This is a genomic window from Paraburkholderia kururiensis, from assembly GCF_034424375.1.
GTDB lineage: Bacteria > Pseudomonadota > Gammaproteobacteria > Burkholderiales > Burkholderiaceae > Paraburkholderia > Paraburkholderia kururiensis_A.
In genome coordinates, this window is the sequence record NZ_CP139965.1 from 2,356,796 (window position 1) to 2,379,860 (window position 23,065).

The window sequence follows — 23,065 nt, forward strand, 5'->3', positions numbered from 1 at the left end:
CCTCTCAGTAGACATAGCCGGCCGCGCCCACGAGGCGCGGTTCCGCGCTGCTCGCCGCGCTCTCGCCCGCGGCAGGCCCGAAGCGCCGGCCGAAGCTGTATTCGATGTCGTTGGCCGGCGACTCCAGCGATTCGAGCGGCGAGCGCAGGCGTGCGGCCTGGGTGGGCTGCACGATGTACGGCGTCACCATGATCACGAGCTCGGTCTTGTTGTTGAGGTAGTTCGTGGACGAGAACAGCTTGCCGAGAATCGGAATCGAGCCGAGGCCCGGCAACTGCGAAACGGTGTCTTTCGTCACGCTTTGCAGAAGACCCGCAATCGCGAAGCTCTGGCCGCTGCCGAGTTCCACCGTGGTATCCGCGCGGCGCACGGAGAGCCCCGGCACCGTGATGCTGCCCGTGGTGACGCTCACCGACGTATCGATCTGGCTCACTTCGGGGCGCACCTTGAGGCTGATGCGATTGTCGGCGAGCACGGTGGGCGTGAAGTCGAGCTTCACGCCGAACTGCTTGAAGTCGACCGTGATGGCGCCGTTCACCTGCGAGACCGGAATCGGAAATTCGCCGCCCGCAATGAAGCTCGCCGTCTGCCCCGAGAGCGCAACCAGATTCGGTTCGGCCAGCACGGTAAGGAGCCCTTCCTCGTTGAGCGCGTCGATCAAGACCTGGATGTTGCTGTGGCCGGTCTGAAATGCGCCGAACAGCGAGAACGCATTGTTCGTCGGCAAGTTGAACGTCGTCGTGCCATTGGTCGTCGTCGTGATCGGGCGGCCGCTGAACACGCCGCCGAACCAGTGGCCCGCGGCGTTGCCGAGCGACTGCCAGTTGATGCCCAGTTGCTGCGTAACGTTGCGATCCACTTCCGTGATGCGCACGAGCAGTTGCACCTGGAGCGGCCGGCCCACCGTCATGCGGTTGACCAGCACCTCCTTGTCGTCGAGCCACGGCGTGACCGCCTGAATCACGGCGTCGGCGTCGGCGGCGTTCGCGGCGTCGCCTGCAATCTGGAGCGACCCCAGCCCTTCCGTCACAGAGAGCTTCATGTTCGGAAAGCGCGTGGCAAGCGCGGCGCGCAACGCGTCCGTGTCGCGCGAGACGGTGATCGTGCGCTGCAATAGCGTGCGGTTGTTGGGGCCGAGCACATAGAGCGTCGTGGAGCCGCTCTTCTTGCCGAGCACGAACACGGCGCGCGGCGACGGCACGTGGACGTCGGCCACGTTCGGGTCCGCGACGAAAACCGAAGTGGCATCTTCGTTGAGCCGCAGCAAGGTGCCCTTGCCCGCAGTGACGGCGAGCGGTCCGTTTCCATATGCGAGCGGTTCGGCGTGTGCCCCGTTCGCTTCGCGCTGGGCGCCTGACGTGGCCGCGTCCTTCTTGCCCGCGCCGACCGGCTGACCAGCGACGAGGGCCACGCCCTGGGGCGCCGCAGCCTGCGCGGACGCGATGCACGTCAGCGCGGCCACGGCACACCCTGCCGCCCAGACGAGCGCGCGGCATGCCGCGCGTCGCGTTCCGGCGTGCGGCGCGGCGAAGCGGATCGGACTGTACGGCTTGCTCATGCTTCGGATCCCTGAGAAATGCGCCATCCGCGTCAACGCGTGGGTTGCTCGGGTGCGCCCGGCGACGGCGGCGGGCCGCCCGCGGGCAGGCTGGGGTTGCCCGGAAGTGCCGCGGCAGCCGCCACCGTCGAAGGCAGCGGCGGCGTGCCGGCACTGCCGCCGCCCAGGCTGTCCGAGCGTTCCGAGCCGCGATAAATGACGACGGACTTCGGCGCAGGCGCCACCGCGGCAGGCGCGCCTTGCGGAGCCTGGGACGCATGCGGCGACGGCAGTTCGCGCACGGCGCTCGATATGTCGCCGGCCCAGACTGGCCGCGCGTGCAGCGGTCCCGAGGCCGGTACGGCGGAGGCCGCATCGGGCTCGCGGCTCGCCTTCGCGAAGCTGCGCAGCGCGAACGAGAGGCTGCCCAGGCGCGCCGCGACCGACACCACTTCGGCCATGTGCGGCGTCACTTCCAGCGTTACGGTGCGGGCGCGGCTGTTGGCGTCGGGCGTATCGCTACTTTTCGGACGACTGAGTTCCGAACCCACGGCGAGCACGCGCACGCGCTCCACGACGGTTTCACTCGATACGGCAAGGTCCGGCGAATCCGTGCGGCGGTCCATCTGCTGCGTGAGCAGCAGGTCCACGTAATCGCCCGGCTGGATCAGGCCGGCGTTGCCGGAGACGTCGTCGATCGCCACGGACACCGCGCGCATGTCCGGCTTGAGCGTGGCCGCGAGGAAGCCCGGCGCGCTCGGCAGGATCACGTCGTCCGGGCCCAGCACAGTGCCGGCCGCAGCGGCGTGACGCAGCAATGCGCCCTTCAGCTCGTTGGCGTTCGGTGCGTTCGCGATGACGGCGCCCGCCGGCACGTTGGCCGAGGGCACGTCTTTCCAGGCGAGGTCGTCGTCGCGCAGCAGCAGACCCTGCGGCAAATCGGCCGCGCTCACGCGGATCTTCACGGTGGGCACCACCTGCGCCCCGGGATGCGAGATGCTCGCCACCACCGTGCGCACGATCAACGCGATCAGCACGGCGCCCACGAGCAACAACAGAATCTTGATGATGTTCGACACGGCGGGTCCCCTCCTATCGCACAGCCAGCAGCGAGAACCACGCGGGCAGACCGATCACGGCCGTGCCGCCCGCAGCCAGCGCCACGCCATACGGCACGCCGCGCGTGCCCGAAAACATCGCGAGCGCCCGCACCGCTCGCGCACGATGCCGCGGGTCCAGGCGCTGCGTCGCGAGGCTCAGAAGCGCGACCACGGTGCCGCTCACCGATATCAGCACGAGCGCCGGCCACGAAAGCGGCGGGCCGGCCCACAGAAAGACAGCGGCGGCCAGTTTGGCGTCGCCGCCGCCCATCCAGCCCAGCGCGAACAGCACGGCACAGACCGCGAACACCACGCAGGCCAGCGCCACATGGGAGAGCACGTCGGACGCGCTGCGATGAACCGCAAGCGCATCCGCAAAGAAAAGCAGCCCGAATGCGAGCACGGAGCGCGTGGGCAAGCGTCGCGCACGAACGTCGATGACGGCGAGCGAAAACAGCACGGCCAGCGCCACGGCCCGCAGGGCAAGAGAAACTAACGGCATGATGCAAGCAGGGGAACCAGCACGCTGGCAGACTCCCCTCCCAGACGAATCAGCTCGCCGAAGCCGTGGTGATCTTCGTAAAGAGATTCGTGAACAGGGTGCCGATGCTGGTGTCGAACGCGGTGCCGACAGCGGTCAGCGCGACTGCAACGATGCCTGCCATGATCGCGTACTCCATGGCGCTCACGCCACGTTCGTCGCGGACAAATGCCTTCAGAAGTTTGCGCATTTGAGGTTCCTTTTCCCAGGGAGTTGAACAAGGGCGGCCCTCCTGGTGTCCGTAAAACGATTACGGAAATACGGACCCACGATGGCTAGGCAAGTTAACGGCGAGCCCTTTTTTATCTTTAGGAATACGAGATGAAGGATCGTTTTCCCTGGTATGGAGGCGACAAGAAACGTAGGTGTTCTATTTGATTCATATCAACGTCTCTCTTGCGCAATTGCCGTGACGTGCAAGGTCGGGCGTGTGGCCACGTGTGGCGCAGCGTTCGATACGACGAAGAGCGCGATTGGGACGCGAGTGGGGGCGCGCTTAAATTGGCCTTCTAGTTCAAGGCCAAGACACTATGATCCGACGAATTGGCTCGTCCCAAAACGGCACTTTTTCCCGCACATCGTTTTGGACTTCGAAAAAAGCGAACCGTGCATGGAACACCAGTTTCGGCCCGCGCCTGGTGTTTTCCCTGGTGCGACGCTTGCCCGCCCTTTCCAGCGACGACGCTACGAATCGCCGCACTGGCAAGCCGTCTTTCGCACTGGGCGAGCGATACGCAAAACGAAAAACGGGCGACCGGTGGTGAACCGGTCGCCCGTCGTACATCGGAAATGTGGCTCGTGCCGTGCGCCCCCGGCGTGCGGGGACGGACCTGAGTCAGGCCGCGGCGGCCGTGATCATCGTGGGCAGATACGCCTGCAGATATTCCTCGAACTCGTCCTTGACCTCGGGATGGCGCAGCGCGAATTCCACCGTCGCCTTGAGGTAGCCGATCTTGCTGCCGCAGTCGAAGCGCGTGCCGTGATAGCGGTACGCCAGCACCTGTTCTTCGGCAAGCAGCGATTGCAGGGCGTCGGTCAGCTGAAGCTCGCCGCCCGCACCGGGATTCAGCGCGCGAATGTGCTTGAAGATGGTCGGCATCAACACGTAGCGACCCACCACGCCGAGATTCGAAGGCGCCACTTCGGGCGCCGGCTTCTCGACGATGCCCGAGAGCTTGATGACGTCCTCTTCCCATTCGCGGCCGTCCACCACGCCATAGGAGCGGCTGTGCTCGCGCGGAATGGTCTCCACGCCCACCACCGAGCTGTGATAGTGGTTGAAGACGTTGACCAGCTGCTTCATGACAGGCGTCGTGCTGTGCAGCAGGTCGTCCGCGAGAATCACGGCGAACGGGCTGTCGCCCACGAGCTTTTCGGCGCACAGCACCGCATGCCCGAGACCCAGCGCTTCGGGCTGGCGCACGTAGAAGCAGTCCACGTGACTCGGCTTGATACTGCGCACGAGTTCGAGCAGCTTGTCCTTGCGGCGCGCTTCGAGTTCTGCCTCGATCTCGTACGACTTGTCGAAATGGTCTTCAATGGCGCGCTTGCTGCGGCCCGTCACGAAGATCATCTCCGTGATGCCGGCTGCGATCGCCTCTTCTACCGCGTACTGGATCAGCGGTTTGTCGACGATGGGCAGCATCTCCTTCGGGCTTGCCTTGGTAGCGGGCAGAAAGCGTGTCCCGAGACCAGCCACAGGAAAGACAGCTTTGGTAACTTTTAGCATTACAGGTATTCCCCCATCGATTGCCGATATACGGCACGCCCGTGCAGCGGCGAGCCGGCATCCCCGAGAAGACTGGTGGAAGTTATTTTTGTGGCATTGCGTATTCATTGCCTGTCCGAATACGCTAGCAGGAAAAAAACAGGCGGTATGCGCGGAACCGAACCGATGCGGTGAGCGCCGCCGGAAAGATTTGCGCGTGCAGAAAGGACGACGCAGCACGATTTTCCGGCCAGAAGAGCCCGAGCGGCATAATCGATACGAAATGCCACGCATACCCGAGCGGAATGCCAGTCTACTCGGTTTCATCGGCTTCAGGCAACTTGCCCGAAGACGTCGTGAAGCGCCTGATCGGCTCGTTACGCAAGGCTTCCCGATAGGCCGACGCGGCCACGAGAATCAGGATGACGGCAATGCCCGCCAGCAGATGCAGGTTCATAGCTTTACCCTTGAACAGAAGAATCCGAGATTCGCCGAGATTCACCGGGAATCACGTTAACACGAAAAAAAGGGCAAATAATTCCGTCGGGAATCCGGATGAAAAGGCCGTGCTTTTTTTGAATGCCTTATTCCATGCACACGCCATCGCATTGAGTGACAGCGCGATTTTTTATCGATTTTTTCACTGCATTTTTGGCCGCCCCGCTGCACTACGATTGAGCCAGGCGCTCGAGGGCGCCGGTCACCCTCCCGTCATCCGTCACCGAGGACCCGAATGAGCGATCCCGCACTCGATGCCGCCGGTTCGTCCCTGCGCGTCGCCGCTGTCCGCGAAACCGTGGGCGACACGCTGCGTGTCGATACGGCAGCCGGCAAGGAGCACCTCATCGATGCCATGCGCGGCTTCGCGGCGCTGCTGGTCGCCTACTTTCACTGCCGCCAGGTGGTGTGGGTCGGCATGCAGAGCTTCCATCAAACCATGGGGCATTCGCTCTCCCCTGGCGCCATTGCCGCGTGGCTGACGCTGCCCGTTGCGTGGGGCTCCGCGGGCGTGCCGATCTTTTTCGTGATCAGCGGCTATTGCATTCATCGCGGCGCCGCGCAACGGCTTGCCGCACAACCGGCTTACCGGCTCGACACCCTTAATTTCTGGGCGCGCCGTTTCGCCCGCATCTATCCGGTGCTGCTGGCCGCCCTGATTCTCACGTTCCTGCTCGACTCCGTGAGCCTGCAACTGCCGCCCGTGAGCCACAAGATTCGCGACATCGGGCTGGAGGCGTTCCTCGTCAATCTGTTCTCGCTGCAAGGCGTGGCCGGCAAGACCTATGGCTCGAACGGCGCGCTGTGGACCCTCTCGCTCGAAGTCCAGTTCTACGCCGTCTATCCGCTCGTGTTCGCGCTCAGAAAGCGCATCGGCATGCCGGCCATCGTGGCGCTGGTCGCGCTCGTCAACGTGGCGTCGGCCTGGCTGCTCGAGCGGCACGATCTGCAGTTCTTCACGTCGTACTGGCTTTCGTGGATGCTGGGCGCGTGGATTGCCGACGCCGGGGCCATGCGCTCCGCTTCGGCGTCAAGTGCTACTGCGCCGCGCGCACAGCCGTCGCGCCTCTGGTATGCCGCCGCGGCCGCACTCATCGTGCTGGGCTGCGGCGCGTTCCACTTCGGCCAGTACGGTGCGTTCCAGCTTTGGGCGGCGGGGTTCGCGTGCTGGCTCTATGCGGCACTCGCCCGGCAATCCGCAAGCCGCGGCGTAGCGGCAGGCGCTGGCAACGGCGCGCCGCACCTCGCACTCGGTGTGCTCTCGCGTTTCGGCGACTTCAGCTACTCGCTCTATCTGATCCATCTGCCCATCTTCGTGCTGCTCGGTTCAGTGTTCTTCCGCTCCGAACTGCAGCTTGCGATCTGGCCGTCGTTCGCGTTCATGCTCGCGGTGCTGCCTGTCGCGTGGCTCTTCCACCGCCTCGTCGAGCTGCCCGCCATGCGCTGGTCCGCGAGCCTCAAGCCTCGCGCGGCCAAACCGCGGGTAACGCCTCAAGGCGTCCAGCGATAGACCACGAGGCTCGATCCGTTGTAGTTGTCCTTGGTAATCACGTATTCGCCCGTCGAGCGCAAATAGGCGCGCACGCCATACATGGAGTCCACGTCGTTGCCCACATCCATCGCGCTCGTGTTGGTGTTCACGAGCGTGGTGGTGAGCGCGCCGGTGTTGAGGTCGAACACGTCGATGTTCGGCACGGTGTGCACGTAGCCGAGGAACAGATAGTGGCCCGCGGCTGCCATCGACTTCGCATTGGCGCTCGTCAGGTTGATCACCGGATTCGGCGTCGTGGTGTTGCCGGCGTTCCACCCGTGATACACCTCGATACGCGTGCTCATCGCCGTCCAGTCCCAGCTGCCAGCAATGCCTTGCGCGAGGATCATCGTGTCGCTTTCGGGCAGGTAGATGATGCGCGTGAGCGGACGAATACTCGTCGGAATGCGGATCGTGACGGGCGCGCCCCACGTGGGCTTGCCGCTCGCGTCGAAACCGGTGAGCGGATAGTGGTAGATGTGGTTCGTGCGATCGAGGCCGGCCCAGATGTCGCCGCGGCTGTCGATGCAGAAGCCGCCTGTTACCTGCCGCGTCGTATTGAACGCGGTGCCCGGCAGCGACCCGTCCGGTATCGCGACGTAACCGCTCGCCGGGTTGAAGTGATAGAAGTTGAAGGCGCCGGGGTTCTGGCCCGACGCGACGAGAATGCGGTTGCCGTTCACGGCCACGAGCTGCCCGAAGTGCTGGCCGCGCTGCGTGTCGTTCATGTCGAGGCGCGGATCCGTTGGATAGGTGAACGGATCGATGGTGTTCGCCACGTAGGTGCCGCCCGCTGTTCCCGTGTAGACCTCGTTGCCGCTGTAGAACAGCGCGCCGTCGGTCACGGGGTCGGGCGCGGCGGCAGCCTCGAAATTGAGCGCCTGCAGCTTCCAGCGCAGATTGCCGGCCGGGTCGTACGAGTGAATGTCGGTTGCGCCGTTGCGGCCCAGGTCCCAGCCGCCGCCCCAGGGGTTGTTCAGCACGTAGAGATTGCCCGCGGCGTCCTTGCTGATACCCACCACGCGCGTGAACCGTTTCGCGCCCACCTGCCCTTTCACGCCGGTCGTACTGTCCAGGTAGCCGCCCGTCACGCCGAACGTGCCCACGAGCGTCGGCGTACCCGCGACGCTGTAGAGCTTGATGTTCATGTCCGGCCCTTCGTCGCCCACCATCAGTTGACCTGACGATGCGTCGAAGTACAGCGCCGACGGGCGCGCGTTCGTTGCCATCTGGATCGTGTTGAGCAACTGGCCGCTCGGGCTGAACCCGGTCACGGCGCCCGTGCTCTGCTGCGCGACCCAGAGGTTGCCGCTGCTGTCCACGGCCAGTGCGCCGGGGCCCGTGATGTTGATGTCGCGCTGCCAGGTGCCGTCGGTGGTGTACACGCGCACACGGTTGCCGGGGAAATCGCTGGCGTAGAGCAGCGAGCCCGCGGTGGCGAGGCCGGTGATGACGTCGCCGCGCGTAACGGCATTCCACGCGCTCACCTGAATCAGCAGGTCGCGCGTGCCGGTGGTGCGGTTATAGCGGCCCACTGCGCCGCTGCCGTACGCGGTGCTGTACTGGAGCGCCGCAAAGAGGGACGTGACGTTGCCCGTGATCGCGCTGCCCTGGAACTCGCTATGAATGCCGATCGAGCCCATGCTCTGACCGTTCTGGTAGATCGCGACGCCGCCTTCGTTCTCGTCCCAGAGCGACGAGGTGTAGATCACGCCTTCGGGCGAAACCCACATGGAGCGCGCCCCGTTGCCGACGTGTGCGGCGATCGTGCCGTAGGTGTTCGCAAGCCAGTCGGTGGTGTATTGCGCGTGAGCCTCGGGTGCGATAGCGATCACCGTACCGACGGCGGTTGCCATCGCGACGGCCATCGTCGCGCGAGCAACACGTGTGAGGTTCGACCGAATTCGTTCAGGAATCCTGATAGCGCACGGCTGCCCGGTGGTTTCGCCGGCGCGCTGGCGCGTCTCTCTCTTCTTCTGCTTGTTCTGTCCCGCCACCATGACCGATGCTCCGTGATTGACGCTACCGCTTCGCTACCCTTTCGCTTTCGCGGCCGCTACTTTTCGCAAAATGCGTTCCACGCCGTCCACATACGTCTTCGTGCCGAAGCGGCGCCGTGCGGTCTGCAAGCCGTTGGCCACCAGCCGCTCGCGCAGCGCGGCATCCGCGCGCAGTTCGGCAAGCGTGTCGGCCAGCGCGTGCGCATCGCCGGGCGGGCACAAGAGGCCGTTCACGCCGTCATCCACGATCTCCAGTACGCCGCCGTCGCGTGCGGCCACGACCGGGCGCGCGGCGAGCATGCCTTCCACCACCACGCGCCCGAAGGGCTCGGGCGTGATCGAGGTGTGCGCGACGACATCCACCGCCCGCATGCAGGCCGCGATGTCGCGCTGAAAGCCGAGAAAATGCACGCGCTCGCCCAGGCCCTTCGCGAGCACGTAGGCACGTAACTCCGCTTCGTAAGCGTCTTCGCCAAAGAGCGGCGCGCCCACCAGCACCGCGTGCATCTGCGGGTTGAGCACCATCGCTTCGAGCAGCACGTGCTGCCCTTTCCAGCGCGCGAGGCGGCTGAACGAGCCGACCAGATACGCGTCCAGCGGCAGCCCGAGGCGCGCGCGCAACCGCGCGGGCGGCATCTCGCGCAGGGCTTCGAACGGCGCTTCGTCGATGCCGTTGAACACCACGTCGATGCGCGTTTCGTCGAACTGCGTGAGCGCGGCGAACGCTTTCGCCGAGGCCTGCGAGTTCGCGATGACGTGCGCGATGCCGAGCTTCGCGCACCATTTGATGATGGTGCGCTGCGCCGCGCCGAAATGCGCGGGGCTCACGATGTCGCGCAGATGCCAGACCACGGGCCGCTTCGCGAGCCGGCCCGCCAGCGCGCCGATCACCATTGCGCGCTGCGTGTTGGCATAGATCACGTCGACGCGCTGCGCGCGTTGCGCGGTCTTGCGCACGAGCCCCACGACACTCGCCAGCACCTTGCCCTTCGGCAACGCACGGCCCTGCTTGCGCACGGCACGCAGTGCGCCCGCTTCGAGCACGTTGACCGTGACGCCCGCCGCATCCAGCGCCGTGCGGAACGGTCCGTCTTCGAACAGCACGACTTCGATACGTTCGCGCAGCGCCTTCACGATTTCGAGCAACGAAAGTTCGGCGCCGCCCAGCACGCCGCTCTGGTCCACCGCGAGCACGCGTAGCGCGCGCGAGGCGGCAGATGCTTTCGCGTCGTTAAGCGGCACCCCACCCGGTGCCGGCAGCGTCACACCTTCGAGTGCAGGCACGGCCGAGCGCACGAGCGAAAAGAAGCGCTCGCGAAAATGCGTCACCGAAAAGCGCTCGGCATTGGCGCGACAGTCCGCGGGCGAGAACGCGCGCGCGTTCGCTTCGAATGTTTCCACTGCGGCCACGATCGAATCGGCGCGTTGCTCGTCGAAGAAGAGGCCCGTGGGTCTCGGCTCCGAAAGATCGCGCACGGTTTCCAGCGCCCCGCCCTTGCCGAACGCGATCACGGGCGTGCCGCACGCCTGCGCCTCGACCACCGAAATGCCGAAGTCCTCTTCCGCCGCGAACACGAAGGCCTTCGCACGACGCATACGGTCCTGCAGAACCGCGAACGGCTGATAGCCCATGATCTCGACGTTGGGCGCCGCCTTCGCGCGGATCTTCTGCATGTCGGGCCCGTCGCCGATCACCACGAGCTTGCGCTCGGGCATCTGGGCAAAGGCCTCCACGATGAGGTCGATCTTCTTGTACGGCACCATGCGCGAAGCGGTCAGATAGAAGTCGTCCTTCTGCGTGTTGAGCGTGAACGCCTCGACGTCCACGGGCGGAAACACCACCTGCGCATCACGCTGATAGACCTTGTGAATGCGCCGCGCGATGAACTCCGAATTGGCGACGAAGTGGTCTACCGCGTTCGCCGTGCGGATGTCCCAGGTGCGGATGTAATGCAGGATCAGACGCGCGGCCGCGGACTTCGGCCCGTTGGTGAGCTTCGATTCCTGCAGGTATTGATGCTGGAGGTCCCACGCATAGCGGATTGGCGAATGCACGTAGCTGATGTGAATCTGGTCCGGTCCCGTGAGCACGCCCTTGGCCACCGCGTGGCTGCTCGAGATGACGACGTCGTAGCCCGACACGTCGAGCTGCTCGATGGCGAGCGGCATGAGCGGCAGGTACGAGCGGTACTTCGTGCGCGCGAACGGCAGGTTCTGGATGAACGAGGTCGTTACGGGCTTGCCGCGCAGGAACGTGCGGTCGTCGAGAAAATCGACCAGCGCGAAGAGGTCCGCGTCGGGGAAGCACGCCACGATCTGTTCGAGCACGCGTTCGGCACCGGCATAGGTGACGAGCCAGTCATGCACGATCGCGATACGCACGGGCCGGTTGCGCGCCGGCGTGCGGCGTGCCGGTGCGGACCGGCGCGCCACGGCCGGCGTCGCGGCAGCGTCGGAAACCTCGGTGCGCGCGAGCGGCACCGGTTGCAGAGCGGTGGGTTCGAGCAGTTCGGGATTCATGCGCTTTTCCTCGGATTCAGCCGCAGCAGCAGCGAACGGGCGAGTTCGCGCAGCGCGGGTGTCGTCGTGATCGACCACAAGACGTTGGCCGCCACCACGGCCGCGCAGGCGGCAATGGCCATGGCGAGCGTGGGCACGAGGCTCGCCAGATACAGGCTGCCTGCGAGAAACGCGAGATGCGGCAGCATGTCGAGCAGAATGGGCCGCATGTGAATGCGGCTCAGGTACAGCAGCACCACGTAGTCGAACAGCGCGCGCGCCACGACGGCCACCGCCGCGCCCGCCAGCCCGAAATGCGCGATGCCGAACCACAATAGCCCCGCGAAAATGGGCAGTTCGATGAGGCCCACACGCGCAGCGGCAGCGGGGTTGTTCTGCGACTGGATGAGAATGCGCGTGACGCTGGCCTGCCCCACGAGCCACACGCCGATGATGAGAATGCGGCCCACAGGCGCCGCTTCGTTCGCGATGACGTTGCCCACCCATAGCCGCAGAAACGGCTCCAGCACGAGGGTGGCCACCAGCGCGACCGGCGTGAACACACCATTCAGGAATTCCAGGGATTGGCGCGCGATCTCGTCGGCATGGTCGCGACGCACGGCGGACAAGCGCGGAAACAAGGTACGCACGAGCGCGTTCGGCACGATATTGAGCCGCGTGACGAGGTTCTGCGGCACGGTGTAATACGTGACGAAACGTGCGCCCAGACCCGTGCCCAGCAGCACGCGGTCCAGCGACTCGGCCACCATGTTGGTCACGCTCGCCACGAGCATCCATCCGCCGAAGCTGAAGAGCGCCTTCGAAGTACCGAGCCGCGGCCCGCGCAGGCGCTTGAGCCCGAGCACGCGCAGCGCCGAACGTCCGAGCAGCCAGGCCGCGATCAGGCGCGCCACCACGGCGGCCGCAATCACGTTCTGCAGGTTCGGCGCGATGAGCCACGCGGCGCCGAGCGGCAGCAGCTGGAACAGGAAGGTGCCGATGGTCTGGTTCGTGTTGTAGATGCCGAAGCGTTCCGCGCCGTTGATCGCGCCCGCGAACACCCACGACACGTTCGCCACGGGAATGGCCACGGCGAGCCACGGCAGCGCCATGTAGACCTCGTGTTGAAGCGCAGGCGGCACCTTCGTGAAGTACGCCGTATAGATGAACGCGCCGAAGTAGATGAGCAGCCCGCCGATCACGCCGGTGCCCAGATTGAGCCAGAAGGCGCTCCAGAACACGTCGGCGCATTCGTCTTCGTCGTTCGAGGCACGCGCCTTCGAAATATGGTTCTGCGCCGCCATGCTCATGCCGAGGTCGAGCACGCTGAAGTAGCCGATCAACGTCCACACGAGCGCGATCACGCCATAGCGCTCCACGCCGAGCAGATGGATGTACGACGGCACCGTGACGAGCGACACGAAGGTCGGCAGCACGAGCCCGAAGAAATTGATTGCGACGTTTTTGAGGATGCCTTTGTCCATCAATGAAGCCTTTGCGTGGAAAGTGCATGCGCCCAGGGCGGGGTTTCGCCCGAAACGTGCGGCCTGCCGTGCGGGCCGCGCTGCAGTAAAGCACGTAAAAAATCGGCGCAGCCGGGTTTTCCCGTAGATAAAAATATTCGCGCCGGGTAGCGTTGGTCCTTGCTGTTGCTCGCGAATCCCTGACCCGAAACCTCAAACCTCAAGCCGGCTTCCAGCGATACATCATCACCTTGCCGCGCGCGTCTTCCTCCACGAAGACGAGGTACTCGCCGTTGCTGCGCCGGTAGGCGCTCACGCCGAACGGCACGTCGACCCAGCCCGATGCGCGGCCTACCTCGGGTCCCGGGCGGATCACGCCCACTTCCTTGCCGCTCGCCTTGTCGTAGACGTGCACAATGCCCACCGGCTCCACCACGAACAGGTACTGCCCTTCCACCGTCACGCCGATGGCGGTGGCAATGGGCTTCGACTGCGTGTTCCACGGCAGCGCGATCGTGTAGCGCGCCTCGGGCTTGCCGCACGACCAGTGGTCGTAGCGCACCAGCACGCGGCCCGCTTCCTTCCAGAACGCGCGGTCCGGCGGTGCGTCCTGTGTATAGCCCGTGGCGTAGAGCGTGTCGGTCTCGGGCTCGTAGAGGGCGCGGCGCAATTCCGTGAACGGCGCGGGCACCGCATACGCCGTGAGGTCCGTGTACGAATACTTAGGATTCCCTTTCGAATCGAGCCCACCGAAGCGGAAGCGGTAGATGCCCTTCGCGTCGCGTGTGCGCCAGATGTCGCCGGCCGTATCGATCCACCAGCCCCAACCCCCCGCGAGCTTCGTGCCGCTCGTGTTGAGGTCGAACTCGTTCGCATCGAACCGGCCGTTGCCGTTGTCGTCGCGCCAGATCCAGTCGCCGCCCGGCGGCGCATTCGGCACGCGGGCCACGGCCTTCGCGCGGCCCGCGATGAAGCCCGAAGGAATCGCGGTTTCGCCGTCATGTTGCGGATCGAAGCGATAGATCTTCAGGTGGTCCGCATACATGTCGGTGAGGTAGAGGAACGTGCGGCCCTTGAGCCTGCGTACCGTGGGCAACCCCGGCCACTGGTCCGTGCTGAAGACCGGGTCTTCGGGATAGCGAAAACGGTTCGAGAGGAAACCCGCGTAGGTCCAGTCTTCTCCGGCCGGTTTCGACAGATCGAGCACGAACCGCTTGTTGCCCGTGTAGACGCTGTCGGGCTGCGACGGGTCCACCGACGCGCCATCCACGAACAGCAGCCCTTGCAGTTGCCACACGCGCTTGCCGTCGGGCGCGTAGCTTTCCAGCGTGGCGCCCAGACCCGCGCCGAGCGGGCCGTTGTGGCCGCTCGCGCTATCGGGCGGTCCGATGCCGTTGGTCGCGACGTAGATGTTGCCGCCCGCGTCCACGCCCACGCCGGTGAGCCCGTTGAAGCGCTGCGGTCCCGGCCGGCCCGCTACGCCCGCGAAGATGCCGCCACGTTCGCCGAGCGTCGCCGTTTGCGTATAGCGGCCGCCGCTGCGGCTGTAGATCAACACCTGCTGGCGCGGGCCGTTGTCCGCGACGAGCACGCGGCCCTGCGAATCCGCGGCGATATCGACGGCCACGGTGTCGGCCGGCAACGCGAACGCATCGTCGATTGCGCGGCCCGCGGCCGTGTAGTGCGCGACGCGCGGCGCCTTGCCGCTGTGCGTGCCGGTCAGCACCCATAGCGTGCCGTCGGGCGCGAGCGCCATGCGGCCCGGCTCGGGCACGTCCCACTTCGTCTTCAACGTCATCGATTCGGCGTCGTAGACCTCGATGCGATTGCGTGCTGTGTTGGCCGCGTAAAGCGTGGTGTCGTTCGCCGCGAGCCCGCCAATTTCGCTGGTCGTGCCTGTTTTGTTGCCGCTGTCGTCGTTCGCCGTGTCGGCCGCGTTCGTGCCGGGTGCGGGCACGTCGTTGACCATCAGGAAACTCGCAGCGAGCCGTGCGTGCGGATCAACCGCTTTCGCTTGAGGTTGCGCTTGCGGCTGAAAAGGCGCGGCCTGCTTCGGGTCGCTGATCTCGCGGCGCGTGATGCCGTACCACTGGCGCCCCTTGTCCGGCCAGATGCCGGGGCCCTTCAGATGGCCGCGTTCGTTGCCCACCGCCACGGCCGCGAAGACATAGCGCCGGTTCACCGCGATGGCGTTGCCGCCGCTGTTGCCCCAGCCGTGCGTGCCGCCCGCAAAGCCGAGCGCCTTGCCGTTCTGGTACACGCTGATTTCGGCGCCGCTCTCGTCCCACGGCGCGTTGGTGTACACCTTGCCGTCCGGCGCAACGGCAATGGCGGTGATGTTGATCTGCACCCACGTGCCGTCCCCGTAACCGAACGTGTTGCCGATCCACGAAGTCTTTGCATCGAGCGTCCTGGCTTCGGTCTGTGCGTGCGCGCAGCGCGGCGCGATGGCGATCGATGCCGCAACGAACGCACAGGCGAGCGTGGCCGCAAGCCGCCTTCGCGGCGCATTGAAGCGCCGGTGCAACGACACGTACGAAAGAAACCGCGCGTGGAACGGCGAGACGAACTGCGGCAAACGCATCCTCCAGTCAGTGAAGCCGGCGATGGGGCGACGAGGACCGCCGAGGTCGTCGGGCCGGCTGGCGGTCCGCGTGGACAAGCGTCACAGTAAGCGGAAAAATCGCTGCGACGAAAATCGAAAATAATTCAAAAATATTCGTTTCAGCGAAGCGGATTGAAAGCCTGTTTCGTTAAAACCGGAATATGACCGGCGCACAGTGAAGTGACGTCCGCGTGACATATTGCACGCCGTTGCCCAGCGCGGGCCGGACGGTTTTACATCCCCGCAGCCGTATGGGTCATGAATTACCGGAAAGCATTTCTCCATTAGCCCGGTTGAATCGTTGTTTCACGCTGTTTCATTTCCGTTTTTTCGCCATTTTCTTTTCCCTAGAATCGAATCGCACTGGTGGCCGTCGGCACTGAACGCTGCCGCGGCTTTTGCATGTGCTTCTTGCGCGTGCTTCTTTCGACTCTCGTGGACGGTTCATGACAGCGAGTACCTTGCCTGCCCCGCCCTCTCACAGCCGGCGCATCGTGCAGCTCGACGGGCTGCGCGCCATCGCCGTGCTGGCCGTGTTTGCGCAGCATGCGCTGAAGGCGCCGCTCTGGATGGGCGTGGACCTCTTCTTCGTGCTGAGCGGCTTTCTGATCACCGGCATCCTGCTCGACCGCAAGGCGCGCCAGGTGCCTTATTTCAGCTACTTTTACGCACGCCGCGCGCGACGCATCCTGCCGCCCTACGTGCTGCTCATGGTGGTGTCGTCGCTGCTGTTCGGGCTCGGCTGGGCGAAATACTGGCCGTGGTACACGTTCTTTGCGACCAACATCGGGGACGCCCTCGGCCAGAGCGGGCACGACAGCCTCAACGTGCTGTGGTCGCTCGCCGTCGAAGAGCAGTTCTACATCGTCTGGCCGTTCGTGGTGCTGCTCGTTTCCGAACGCGCGCTCGGTTTCGTCGCGGCGGCGCTGATCGTCGTGGTGCCGTTGCTGCGCGCGTTGGCCACGCCCTGGTTCGATACGTTCTGGCCCATCTATTACCTCACGCCGTTTCGCATGGACCTGCTTGCCGCGGGCGCGTTGCTCGCGGTGGTGTCGCGGCGCGATCCGCAGGCCATCGGCCGCTTCAAGCCGCTTGCGGTGCTCGGCTTCGTGGCGGCGCTCGCCGTGCTCGCGTGGCTGCATCTGCACTTTCCGCGCTTTCGGGCGGCCAATACGCCGCTTTCCAACGCGGCGCTCTACAGCATTTCGCTCGTGCTCTGCACCTCGATTGTCGTGATCGCGCTGGAAGCGAAGGGCATCGTGAAGCGCCTGCTGTGCAACCCGGTGCTCGTCTACATCGGCACGATCAGCTACACGATCTATCTGATCCACCTCACCGTGCTCTATGCGGTGTGGCCGCTGGGTCATAGCCGGCTCGCGAGTGCGGGCATTGCGCTTGCCGTCACGCTCGCCTATGCGAGCCTGAGCTGGTTCGGCTTCGAGCGGCGGTTGATCTTCGGTACGGGTCGTGCGTCAGGCGCGGCGCCGGCGCATGAGCCGTCCGCGTCCGCCGTACGTGCGGCGGCGAGGACGCGCGTATGAGGCGCCGCGCGACAACGCGAAGCTCACGCCGCATCGCGCTTGCCGTCGTGGCCTGCGTGGCGGCATGGAGCGCGGGCACGACGCCTGCGCCCGCGGCATCGTCCGTCGACGCAACGCGCAGCGGCGATGTCGTGATCGAAGCCTACGGCGACTCCACCACGCTCGGCATCTCGTGCGCGGACGGCCGTTGCGGGCCGCGTCCGCAAAACGCCGTGACGTACCTGCAGGACGACCTGCGCGCCGCACACGGCGAGCGCGTGAGCGTCGCGAACTACGGCATCGGCGGCACGATGGCAACGCAATTGCTGGACGGCAGCAGTCGCAATCCGCCGTGGAAGGCGCGCCTCGCTACCTCGCCTGCGCAGATCGTGACGATCAACTACGGCATCAACGAAGTGATGCGCAACCAGACGCCCGAGCAGTTCTACGCTGCCGAAACCGCGCTCGTGAAAGACGCGCTCGCGGCCGGCAAGCTGCCCGTGCTGCAAACGTCGAACCCGATGCCCGATGGCCGTCTGAACGCGAAGCTCGGCGCCATGGTGGCAATGACCCGCCGCGTCGCGCAGGAACAGCACGTGCCGCTCGTCGATCACTACGCGTCGATCCAGACGCTCGCCGACTGGAAAGGGATGATGTCCGACGGCGCGCATCCGAAGCCCGAGCTGTACCGCGTGAAGGCCGGGCACGACTTCGAAGTCATCGACCCGCTCGTGCAGAAGCTGCTGCGCGAAGCACCCACGGCAAGCAGCGCCGCGAACCACGCCGCAAGCCCGGCCGAAACGGGCCGCGAGCGTGCGGCGCCGCATGCGCGCGTTGCCGGCAGCCAGTCCTGATACGCACCGCCCGCGCATTCGGGCGAACACCTTTTTTCTCCGACACAGGGAAGGCACATTCCATGAGCAATCAACGCAAGGCGATCATCACCGGCGTGTCCGGGCAAGACGGCGCGTATCTCACGAAGCTGCTGCTCGGCAAGGGCTATCACGTGACCGGCACGTACCGGCGCACGAGCTCCGTGAACTTCTGGCGCATGGAAGAACTGGGCGTGCTCGATCATCCGCATCTGGAACTGGTCGAACACGACCTGACCGATCTCGGTTCCACGCTGCGTCTGCTGGAACGCGCCCAGGCGCACGAGCTATACAACCTCGCCGCGCAGAGCTTCGTGGGCGTGTCGTTCGACCAGCCCGTCACGACGGCGGAAGTCACGGGCGTGGGCGCGCTGAATCTGCTGGAAGGCATTCGCATCGTGAATCCGGCCACGCGCTACTACCAGGCTTCGACCTCCGAAATGTTCGGCAAGGTGCAGGCCGTGCCGCAGCGCGAGGACACGCCGTTCTATCCGCGCAGCCCGTATGGCGTCGCGAAGCTGTTCGCGCACTGGAGCACGATCAATTACCGCGAGTCGTACGGCATCTTCGCGTCGAGCGGCATTCTGTTCAATCACGAGTCGCCGCTGCGCGGCCGCGAGTTCGTCACGCGCAAGATCACGGACACCGCCGCGAAGATCAAGCTCGGCAAGCGCGACGTGCTCGAACTGGGCAACCTCGACGCGAAGCGCGACTGGGGCTTCGCGCTCGAATACGTGGAGGGTATGTGGCGCATGTTGCAGGCCGACGAACCGGACACCTTCGTGCTGGCCACGAACCGCACGGAAACCGTGCGCGACTTCGTGCGCATGGCGTTCGCGGCGGCAGGCTACCAGCTCGAATGGTCGGGCAAGGCCGAGCGCGAAACGGGTATCGACGTGGCCACGGGCAAGGTGCTCGTGCGCGTGAATCCGCGCTTCTACCGCCCGGCCGAAGTCGACCTGCTGATCGGTTGCGCGGACAAGGCGAAGGCCGTGCTGGGCTGGGAACCGAAAACCACGCTGGAGCAGTTGTGCCAGATGATGGTTCAGGCCGATCTCGCACGTAACCAGAACCACGACACGTTCTGATCGCACGAGGCAGTTGGCAAGGGCCGCGAACGGTAGCGCCCTTGCCTGTCCATCTGCCTGCCCATCTCCGGCTCGCGGCACCGTCACGAACGTCCGTGCGTGCCAGAACCCCTACATAGCCGAGCCGCAGGTCGTGCCGCACAACGTGCGGCCTGCACGCTGCACGCCTCAGTGCACGCGTTCCGCAATCGCCTCCTCGTACACCTGCGCCACACGCTTTGCGATCACCGCGTTGTCGAAGTTCTCGCGTGCATAGGCGTAGCACGCTTCGGCATCCGGCAAACGCAGCGCGCCACGCAGCGCGGCGGCGAGGCCATCGGCAATCGCGGAGGCTCCCGTCGAAGGCAACACCAGATCCTGCGAGAGCCCTGCCACGGCTTCAGGTAGTCCGCCCACCGGCGTGACGAGCACCGGCGTGCCCGACGCGAGCGACTCCACCGTGATGAGCCCGAAGCCCTCCAGCGCCACCGTGGGCACCACGCTGATGGTCGCGGCGCGATAGAGCGCGGCGAGGTGCGCATCGGGCACGAAGCCGAGCAGCTTCACGTTGTCGCTGAGCCCGGCTTCGTCGATGCGTCGTTGCAGCTCGCCCTCGAGCCGCCCTTTGCCCGCGATCAGCAGCAGCACGTCGGGCACGCGCTTCTTCAGCAGCGCAACGGCATCGATCAGGTCTTCGAGTCCCATGCGGCGCACGAGCCGCCGCACCGCGAGCACGATGGGCCGCCCTTGCGGCAGTTGCAGCTTGAGCCGCGCGTCCGCGGGCGACATCGGCAGATTGAACTGCTCCACGTTCACGCAGCCCGGCACCACGCGCACGCGCTCGGGCGGAATGCCGTAACGCGACGTGAGGATCTGGCCGAACGCGTTCGAGAGCACGATGAGTCGCGACGAACGCTCGTAGACCGACTGCTCCAGGTAGCGCTTCATGCGCTGGCCGAGCGAGTCGGCGCCTTCCACCTGGCTCTCGTCGGCCCACGGTCCCTGAAAATGCGAGACCTGCGGAATGCCGCGTGTGACGTCGAGGCCGGGGAACGTGTAGAGCGCGAAGTGCGACGAGATCACGTCGGGCCGATGCCGGCGAATCTCGCGACGCAGCGCGCGGCGCGCGGCCATGAGGCGCAGCGGCAGCGACTGCGACGCGGGGCCGAAGCCGTTGATGGCGCCGCCCGTATCCTCCGCCACGCGCGGCGAGCCGGCGACGACGCCGCGCACTTCCACGCCCGCGCCGGGCAGCGCCCCGACGAGCGAGTAATACATGCGGTCGAGCCCGCCGGCACGTTCGGGAAACCAGTGCATGCCGATCTGTAGCGACTTGATTGAACGGGTGGTCATGGCAGTTCCTTTGTCGTTTTGCATGGGTTGCGTGCTGATCGATGACCCGGCGCGCGGGCCGTACCCGCTACTGCGCGTAGGCCGCATCGGGCGCTTCGGCGCGGCGGCCTGCCTCGCCGTCCGCGAGTTGCCGGTAGAGCGCGAGGTACTGCTGCGCCATGCGGGTCCAGCCGAAGTGCGTGGCCAGTTCGCTTGCCGCGCGGCCCATGGCCTCGCAGCGGTCCGTGGAATCGGCGAGGCGCGCCACGGCTTCGGCCAATGCGTGCGGATCGTCGGGATCTTCCAGCACGATGCCGCATTCGGGCGTGATGATCTCGGCGCCGCCGGCCGTGCGCGCGGTCACGACGGGCAGACCCGCGGCCATCGCTTCGAGCAGCGACAGGCTCATCGCTTCATAGCGCGAGGGAAACACGAATGCGTTCACGGAATGCATGAGCGCCGGCATGTCTTTCACGAGACCGAGAAAATGCACGCGGTCCGCGATGCCGAGCTTGCGCGCCATCTCGGGATACGGGCTGCCCGGCAGGTAGCCCGCCACGGCAATCTGTACCCGCGGCGGTAACACACGCAGCGCTTCGAGCACGGTGCCCAGGTTCTTGCGCGGCGTGCGCAGGTCGCCCACGAAAAGCAGCAGGAACGCGTCGGCGGGCAAATCGAATTTCGCGCGGTCGCCGCTCGCCGCGGCGAAGCCCTGCGTATCCACACCGTTGTAGATCACGTCGAGCCGGTTGCCCGGCGTGAGCCCGATGCTGCGAATTTCGTCGGCCACCTTCTTCGACACCGCCGTGATGACGCGCGAACGCCGATAGGCCCAGCGTTCGAGCCACGCATTGCAGCGCGTATAGACATACTGATACGACGACCACAGGCTGCGCCCGATACCGAACGGGTAGTAACGGCTGCGTGCCCAGCCGCTATGCACGAAGTGCGCGGTGTTGACGTCCGCGCGCGCCCACGTGATGAAGCCGTTCACGTGCAGCACGTCGTATTCGCTGCGATGCGCGCGCAGCCACAGCGCACTTTTCGCAGCAAAGACCTGCTGGCGCAGCAGATTGGTCGGCCACCACTTGCCGGGCTTTACGCAGACCCAGCGCACGCGCGGATGCGCGAGCAGTTCCGGTGCGACGTGCGAGGCCACCAGCGTGACCTCCATGCCCTCTTCGAGTGCGGCCCGCGCGATCTCGTGATTGACGCGCCCCTGGCCGTCGTTGTGGCGCACCACGTGGGTGACGATGGCGACTCTCAATGCGGTGCCTCCGGTGTCGAGCGTTGCATGGCGGCGCGTCGCAGCGCGGCCCTTTGCGCCTTCTGCCAATGCGCCGCGGAAAGAATGGAAAACACGCTTGAAAACAGCAGCAGACCGCCTGTGCCGACAAGCGAGTTGGTGAAGACGAGCATCGCGAAAATGGCGAGCGCGAGGCTCAGGCAGGCCGACGCATAGCGGTCCTCGCGCAGCGCGAACGACGCCCGCACGGCGCGCGCGAGGAGCCACAGCGTGCCCGCGAGATAAAGCAGCGTGCCGGGCCAGCCGAGCACGAACGGAATGTTCATCACGCCGCTGTCGAAACTACCGTACTTGCCGAGTTCGCCGCTGTCGCTCGAGAGCTTCGTCGAGGCGCCCGTGGCGCCCAGCCCTTCGCCCGTGACGTCGGTGAACGCGGTCTTGGCGAAGTTGGCGTAGAACTCGTTGCGCGCGGCATAGCTCTGGTCGTCGCGCAGGTTCACGAGCGTGTCGAGGCGCGCCTGCATGCGCTCGGCGACGGGGCCGACGGCAAGCAGCGGCACGCAGAGGCCCGCAAGCAGCACGCCGCTCGCCACGATGCGCACGCGCACGCGGTTGTTCGACTTCATGAGCTGAATCAGGAGCGCGATGACCCAGCCGCCCCACGTCGAGCGCACGAGCGAAAGCGCAAACGAGAGGAAGCCGAGCGCGCCGGCCACCCAGCGAAAGCGATGCTGCGCGGCCATCACGAACACCATGGCGCCCATCATCGCGAACGCGAACGGCCCGGACGAGTTCATCGTGCTGAACACGCGCACGCCGAACGGCACGGGGTCGCCCTGCGAGTTCATGTTGGAACCGATCATCCACATGGCGTCCCACGGCGGCATGATGAAGAACTGCACCACGCCGTAGGCGCCCATCACGAGCATGCCCCAGATGAAGGTGTTGACGATGGTGTCGCGGTACTGCGGATACTGGCGCGTATTGGCCATGATGTGAAAGCCGATCAGCACCGGGTAGATCCAGTTGGCGAGGTCGTAGGTGGCCGCGAGCGGCCCGCTTGCCACCACGCCCACGATGAAGGCATAGCCGATGCCGCCCAGAATCAGCAGCACCGGCAGCCCGCGCCGCTGCGCGAGCACCGGGTAGTAGCGCAACAGCGAGAGCGCGCTGATCATCGTGACGGCGAGCGGCGCGATCTGGATCAGGCTCGTGGGCGTGAAGCCGCCCTTGCCGTAGTCCGCGAGGCGCCGCACTTCGGGACTCAGAAACCAGGTCCACCACATGAAGCCGACGTAGCGCGCGGGGCTGCGGAAATAGAGCCACACGCCCGTCGCGGTGGCGAGCACGGGAAACGCGAGCGTGAGCACCGTGCCCTGATGCGCGACGATCAGCGCAGCGGTAATGACCCAAAGCGCCGCGGGCGGCATCCATTCGAGGCGGTCGCCGCCGAAAAGGCCCGAAGCGCGCGCGGCCGGTTCCTGCGCGCCCGCTTGCGCTCCGCCGCCGTTGGGATGAACCGCGCCTGTGACGGACATCGTCATGG

17 protein-coding genes are annotated in these 23,065 nt (G+C 65.7%); 4 read left to right on the forward strand and 13 right to left on the reverse strand.

Translation table 11 applies throughout. The annotated features are described in order from the left end of the window. Window positions 1–4: 4 nt before the first annotated feature. The 6 genes from U0042_RS10570 to U0042_RS10595 all read right to left on the reverse strand — a co-directional run bounded on the left by U0042_RS10570 (window position 5) and on the right by U0042_RS10595 (window position 5,388). Window positions 5–1,558 (reverse strand): type II and III secretion system protein family protein, encoded by a 1,554-nt coding sequence (locus U0042_RS10570; protein ID WP_114810887.1) that lies wholly within the window; start codon window positions 1,556–1,558, stop codon window positions 5–7. 32 nt (window positions 1,559–1,590) lie between these two features. Next, the gene (cpaB, locus tag U0042_RS10575; RefSeq protein ID WP_114810886.1) at window positions 1,591–2,616 is read right to left on the reverse strand and encodes a Flp pilus assembly protein CpaB; all 1,026 of its coding nucleotides are present in this window, start codon (window positions 2,614–2,616) and stop codon (window positions 1,591–1,593) included. 13 nt (window positions 2,617–2,629) lie between these two features. After that, window positions 2,630–3,139, reverse strand: coding sequence for an A24 family peptidase (locus U0042_RS10580; protein WP_198665296.1), 510 nt, complete (start codon window positions 3,137–3,139; stop codon window positions 2,630–2,632). A gap of 49 nt (window positions 3,140–3,188) precedes the next feature. Then, window positions 3,189–3,368, reverse strand: a complete 180-nt coding sequence (locus U0042_RS10585) for a Flp family type IVb pilin (protein WP_114810884.1) — start codon at window positions 3,366–3,368, stop codon at window positions 3,189–3,191. A gap of 645 nt (window positions 3,369–4,013) precedes the next feature. Then, on the reverse strand, window positions 4,014–4,907 hold the full coding sequence (gene galU / locus U0042_RS10590; protein WP_114810883.1) for a UTP--glucose-1-phosphate uridylyltransferase GalU: 894 nt from the start codon (window positions 4,905–4,907) through the stop codon (window positions 4,014–4,016). 292 nt (window positions 4,908–5,199) lie between these two features. Then, complete coding sequence (locus tag U0042_RS10595) at window positions 5,200–5,388, reverse strand: hypothetical protein (protein ID WP_157977812.1); 189 nt, start codon at window positions 5,386–5,388, stop codon at window positions 5,200–5,202. 231 nt (window positions 5,389–5,619) lie between these two features. Here U0042_RS10595 and U0042_RS10600 point away from each other — a divergent pair, with 231 nt between their 5' ends. Beyond that, on the forward strand, window positions 5,620–6,894 hold the full coding sequence (locus U0042_RS10600) for an acyltransferase family protein (protein ID WP_114810882.1): 1,275 nt from the start codon (window positions 5,620–5,622) through the stop codon (window positions 6,892–6,894). Here U0042_RS10600 and U0042_RS10605 read toward each other — a convergent pair. From U0042_RS10605 to U0042_RS10620, 4 genes are all read right to left on the reverse strand, one after another. Further along, window positions 6,876–8,771 (reverse strand): SMP-30/gluconolactonase/LRE family protein, encoded by a 1,896-nt coding sequence (locus tag U0042_RS10605; protein ID WP_232833356.1) that lies wholly within the window; start codon window positions 8,769–8,771, stop codon window positions 6,876–6,878. The two genes, U0042_RS10600 and U0042_RS10605, sit on opposite strands and share 19 nt — an antisense overlap. 177 nt (window positions 8,772–8,948) lie before the next feature. Further along, window positions 8,949–11,435, reverse strand: a complete 2,487-nt coding sequence (locus U0042_RS10610; protein ID WP_114810880.1) for a glycosyltransferase family 4 protein — start codon at window positions 11,433–11,435, stop codon at window positions 8,949–8,951. Next, window positions 11,432–12,898: a flippase gene (locus tag U0042_RS10615; RefSeq protein ID WP_114810879.1), complete on the reverse strand. Its 1,467-nt coding sequence runs from the start codon at window positions 12,896–12,898 to the stop codon at window positions 11,432–11,434. Before U0042_RS10615 ends, U0042_RS10610 begins: the two co-directional genes overlap by 4 nt. A gap of 199 nt (window positions 12,899–13,097) precedes the next feature. Then, window positions 13,098–15,410, reverse strand: a complete 2,313-nt coding sequence (locus tag U0042_RS10620) for a hypothetical protein (RefSeq protein ID WP_419150523.1) — start codon at window positions 15,408–15,410, stop codon at window positions 13,098–13,100. Between the two features lie 518 nt (window positions 15,411–15,928). Between U0042_RS10620 and U0042_RS10625 the strand changes: the two genes are divergently transcribed. The 3 genes from U0042_RS10625 (at window position 15,929) to gmd (ending at window position 18,962) form a co-directional block, all read left to right on the forward strand. After that, on the forward strand, window positions 15,929–17,023 hold the full coding sequence (locus U0042_RS10625; protein ID WP_114810878.1) for an acyltransferase family protein: 1,095 nt from the start codon (window positions 15,929–15,931) through the stop codon (window positions 17,021–17,023). Next, window positions 17,020–17,856: an SGNH/GDSL hydrolase family protein gene (locus U0042_RS10630; RefSeq protein WP_114810877.1), complete on the forward strand. Its 837-nt coding sequence runs from the start codon at window positions 17,020–17,022 to the stop codon at window positions 17,854–17,856. The genes U0042_RS10625 and U0042_RS10630 overlap by 4 nt, the downstream gene beginning before the upstream one ends. A 62-nt stretch (window positions 17,857–17,918) precedes the next feature. Next, complete coding sequence (gene gmd, locus U0042_RS10635; protein WP_114810876.1) at window positions 17,919–18,962, forward strand: GDP-mannose 4,6-dehydratase; 1,044 nt, start codon at window positions 17,919–17,921, stop codon at window positions 18,960–18,962. Window positions 18,963–19,130: 168 nt separating this feature from the next. Here the strand turns inward: gmd and U0042_RS10640 are convergent, their stop codons facing one another. The 3 genes from U0042_RS10640 to U0042_RS10650 form a co-directional block, all read right to left on the reverse strand. Further along, complete coding sequence (locus tag U0042_RS10640; protein WP_114810875.1) at window positions 19,131–20,294, reverse strand: glycosyltransferase family 4 protein; 1,164 nt, start codon at window positions 20,292–20,294, stop codon at window positions 19,131–19,133. 67 nt (window positions 20,295–20,361) lie between these two features. Next, window positions 20,362–21,540 (reverse strand): glycosyltransferase family 4 protein, encoded by a 1,179-nt coding sequence (locus tag U0042_RS10645; protein WP_198665295.1) that lies wholly within the window; start codon window positions 21,538–21,540, stop codon window positions 20,362–20,364. Next, complete coding sequence (locus tag U0042_RS10650; RefSeq protein WP_114810874.1) at window positions 21,537–23,063, reverse strand: O-antigen ligase family protein; 1,527 nt, start codon at window positions 23,061–23,063, stop codon at window positions 21,537–21,539. Before U0042_RS10650 ends, U0042_RS10645 begins: the two co-directional genes overlap by 4 nt. Window positions 23,064–23,065: the final 2 nt, after the last annotated feature.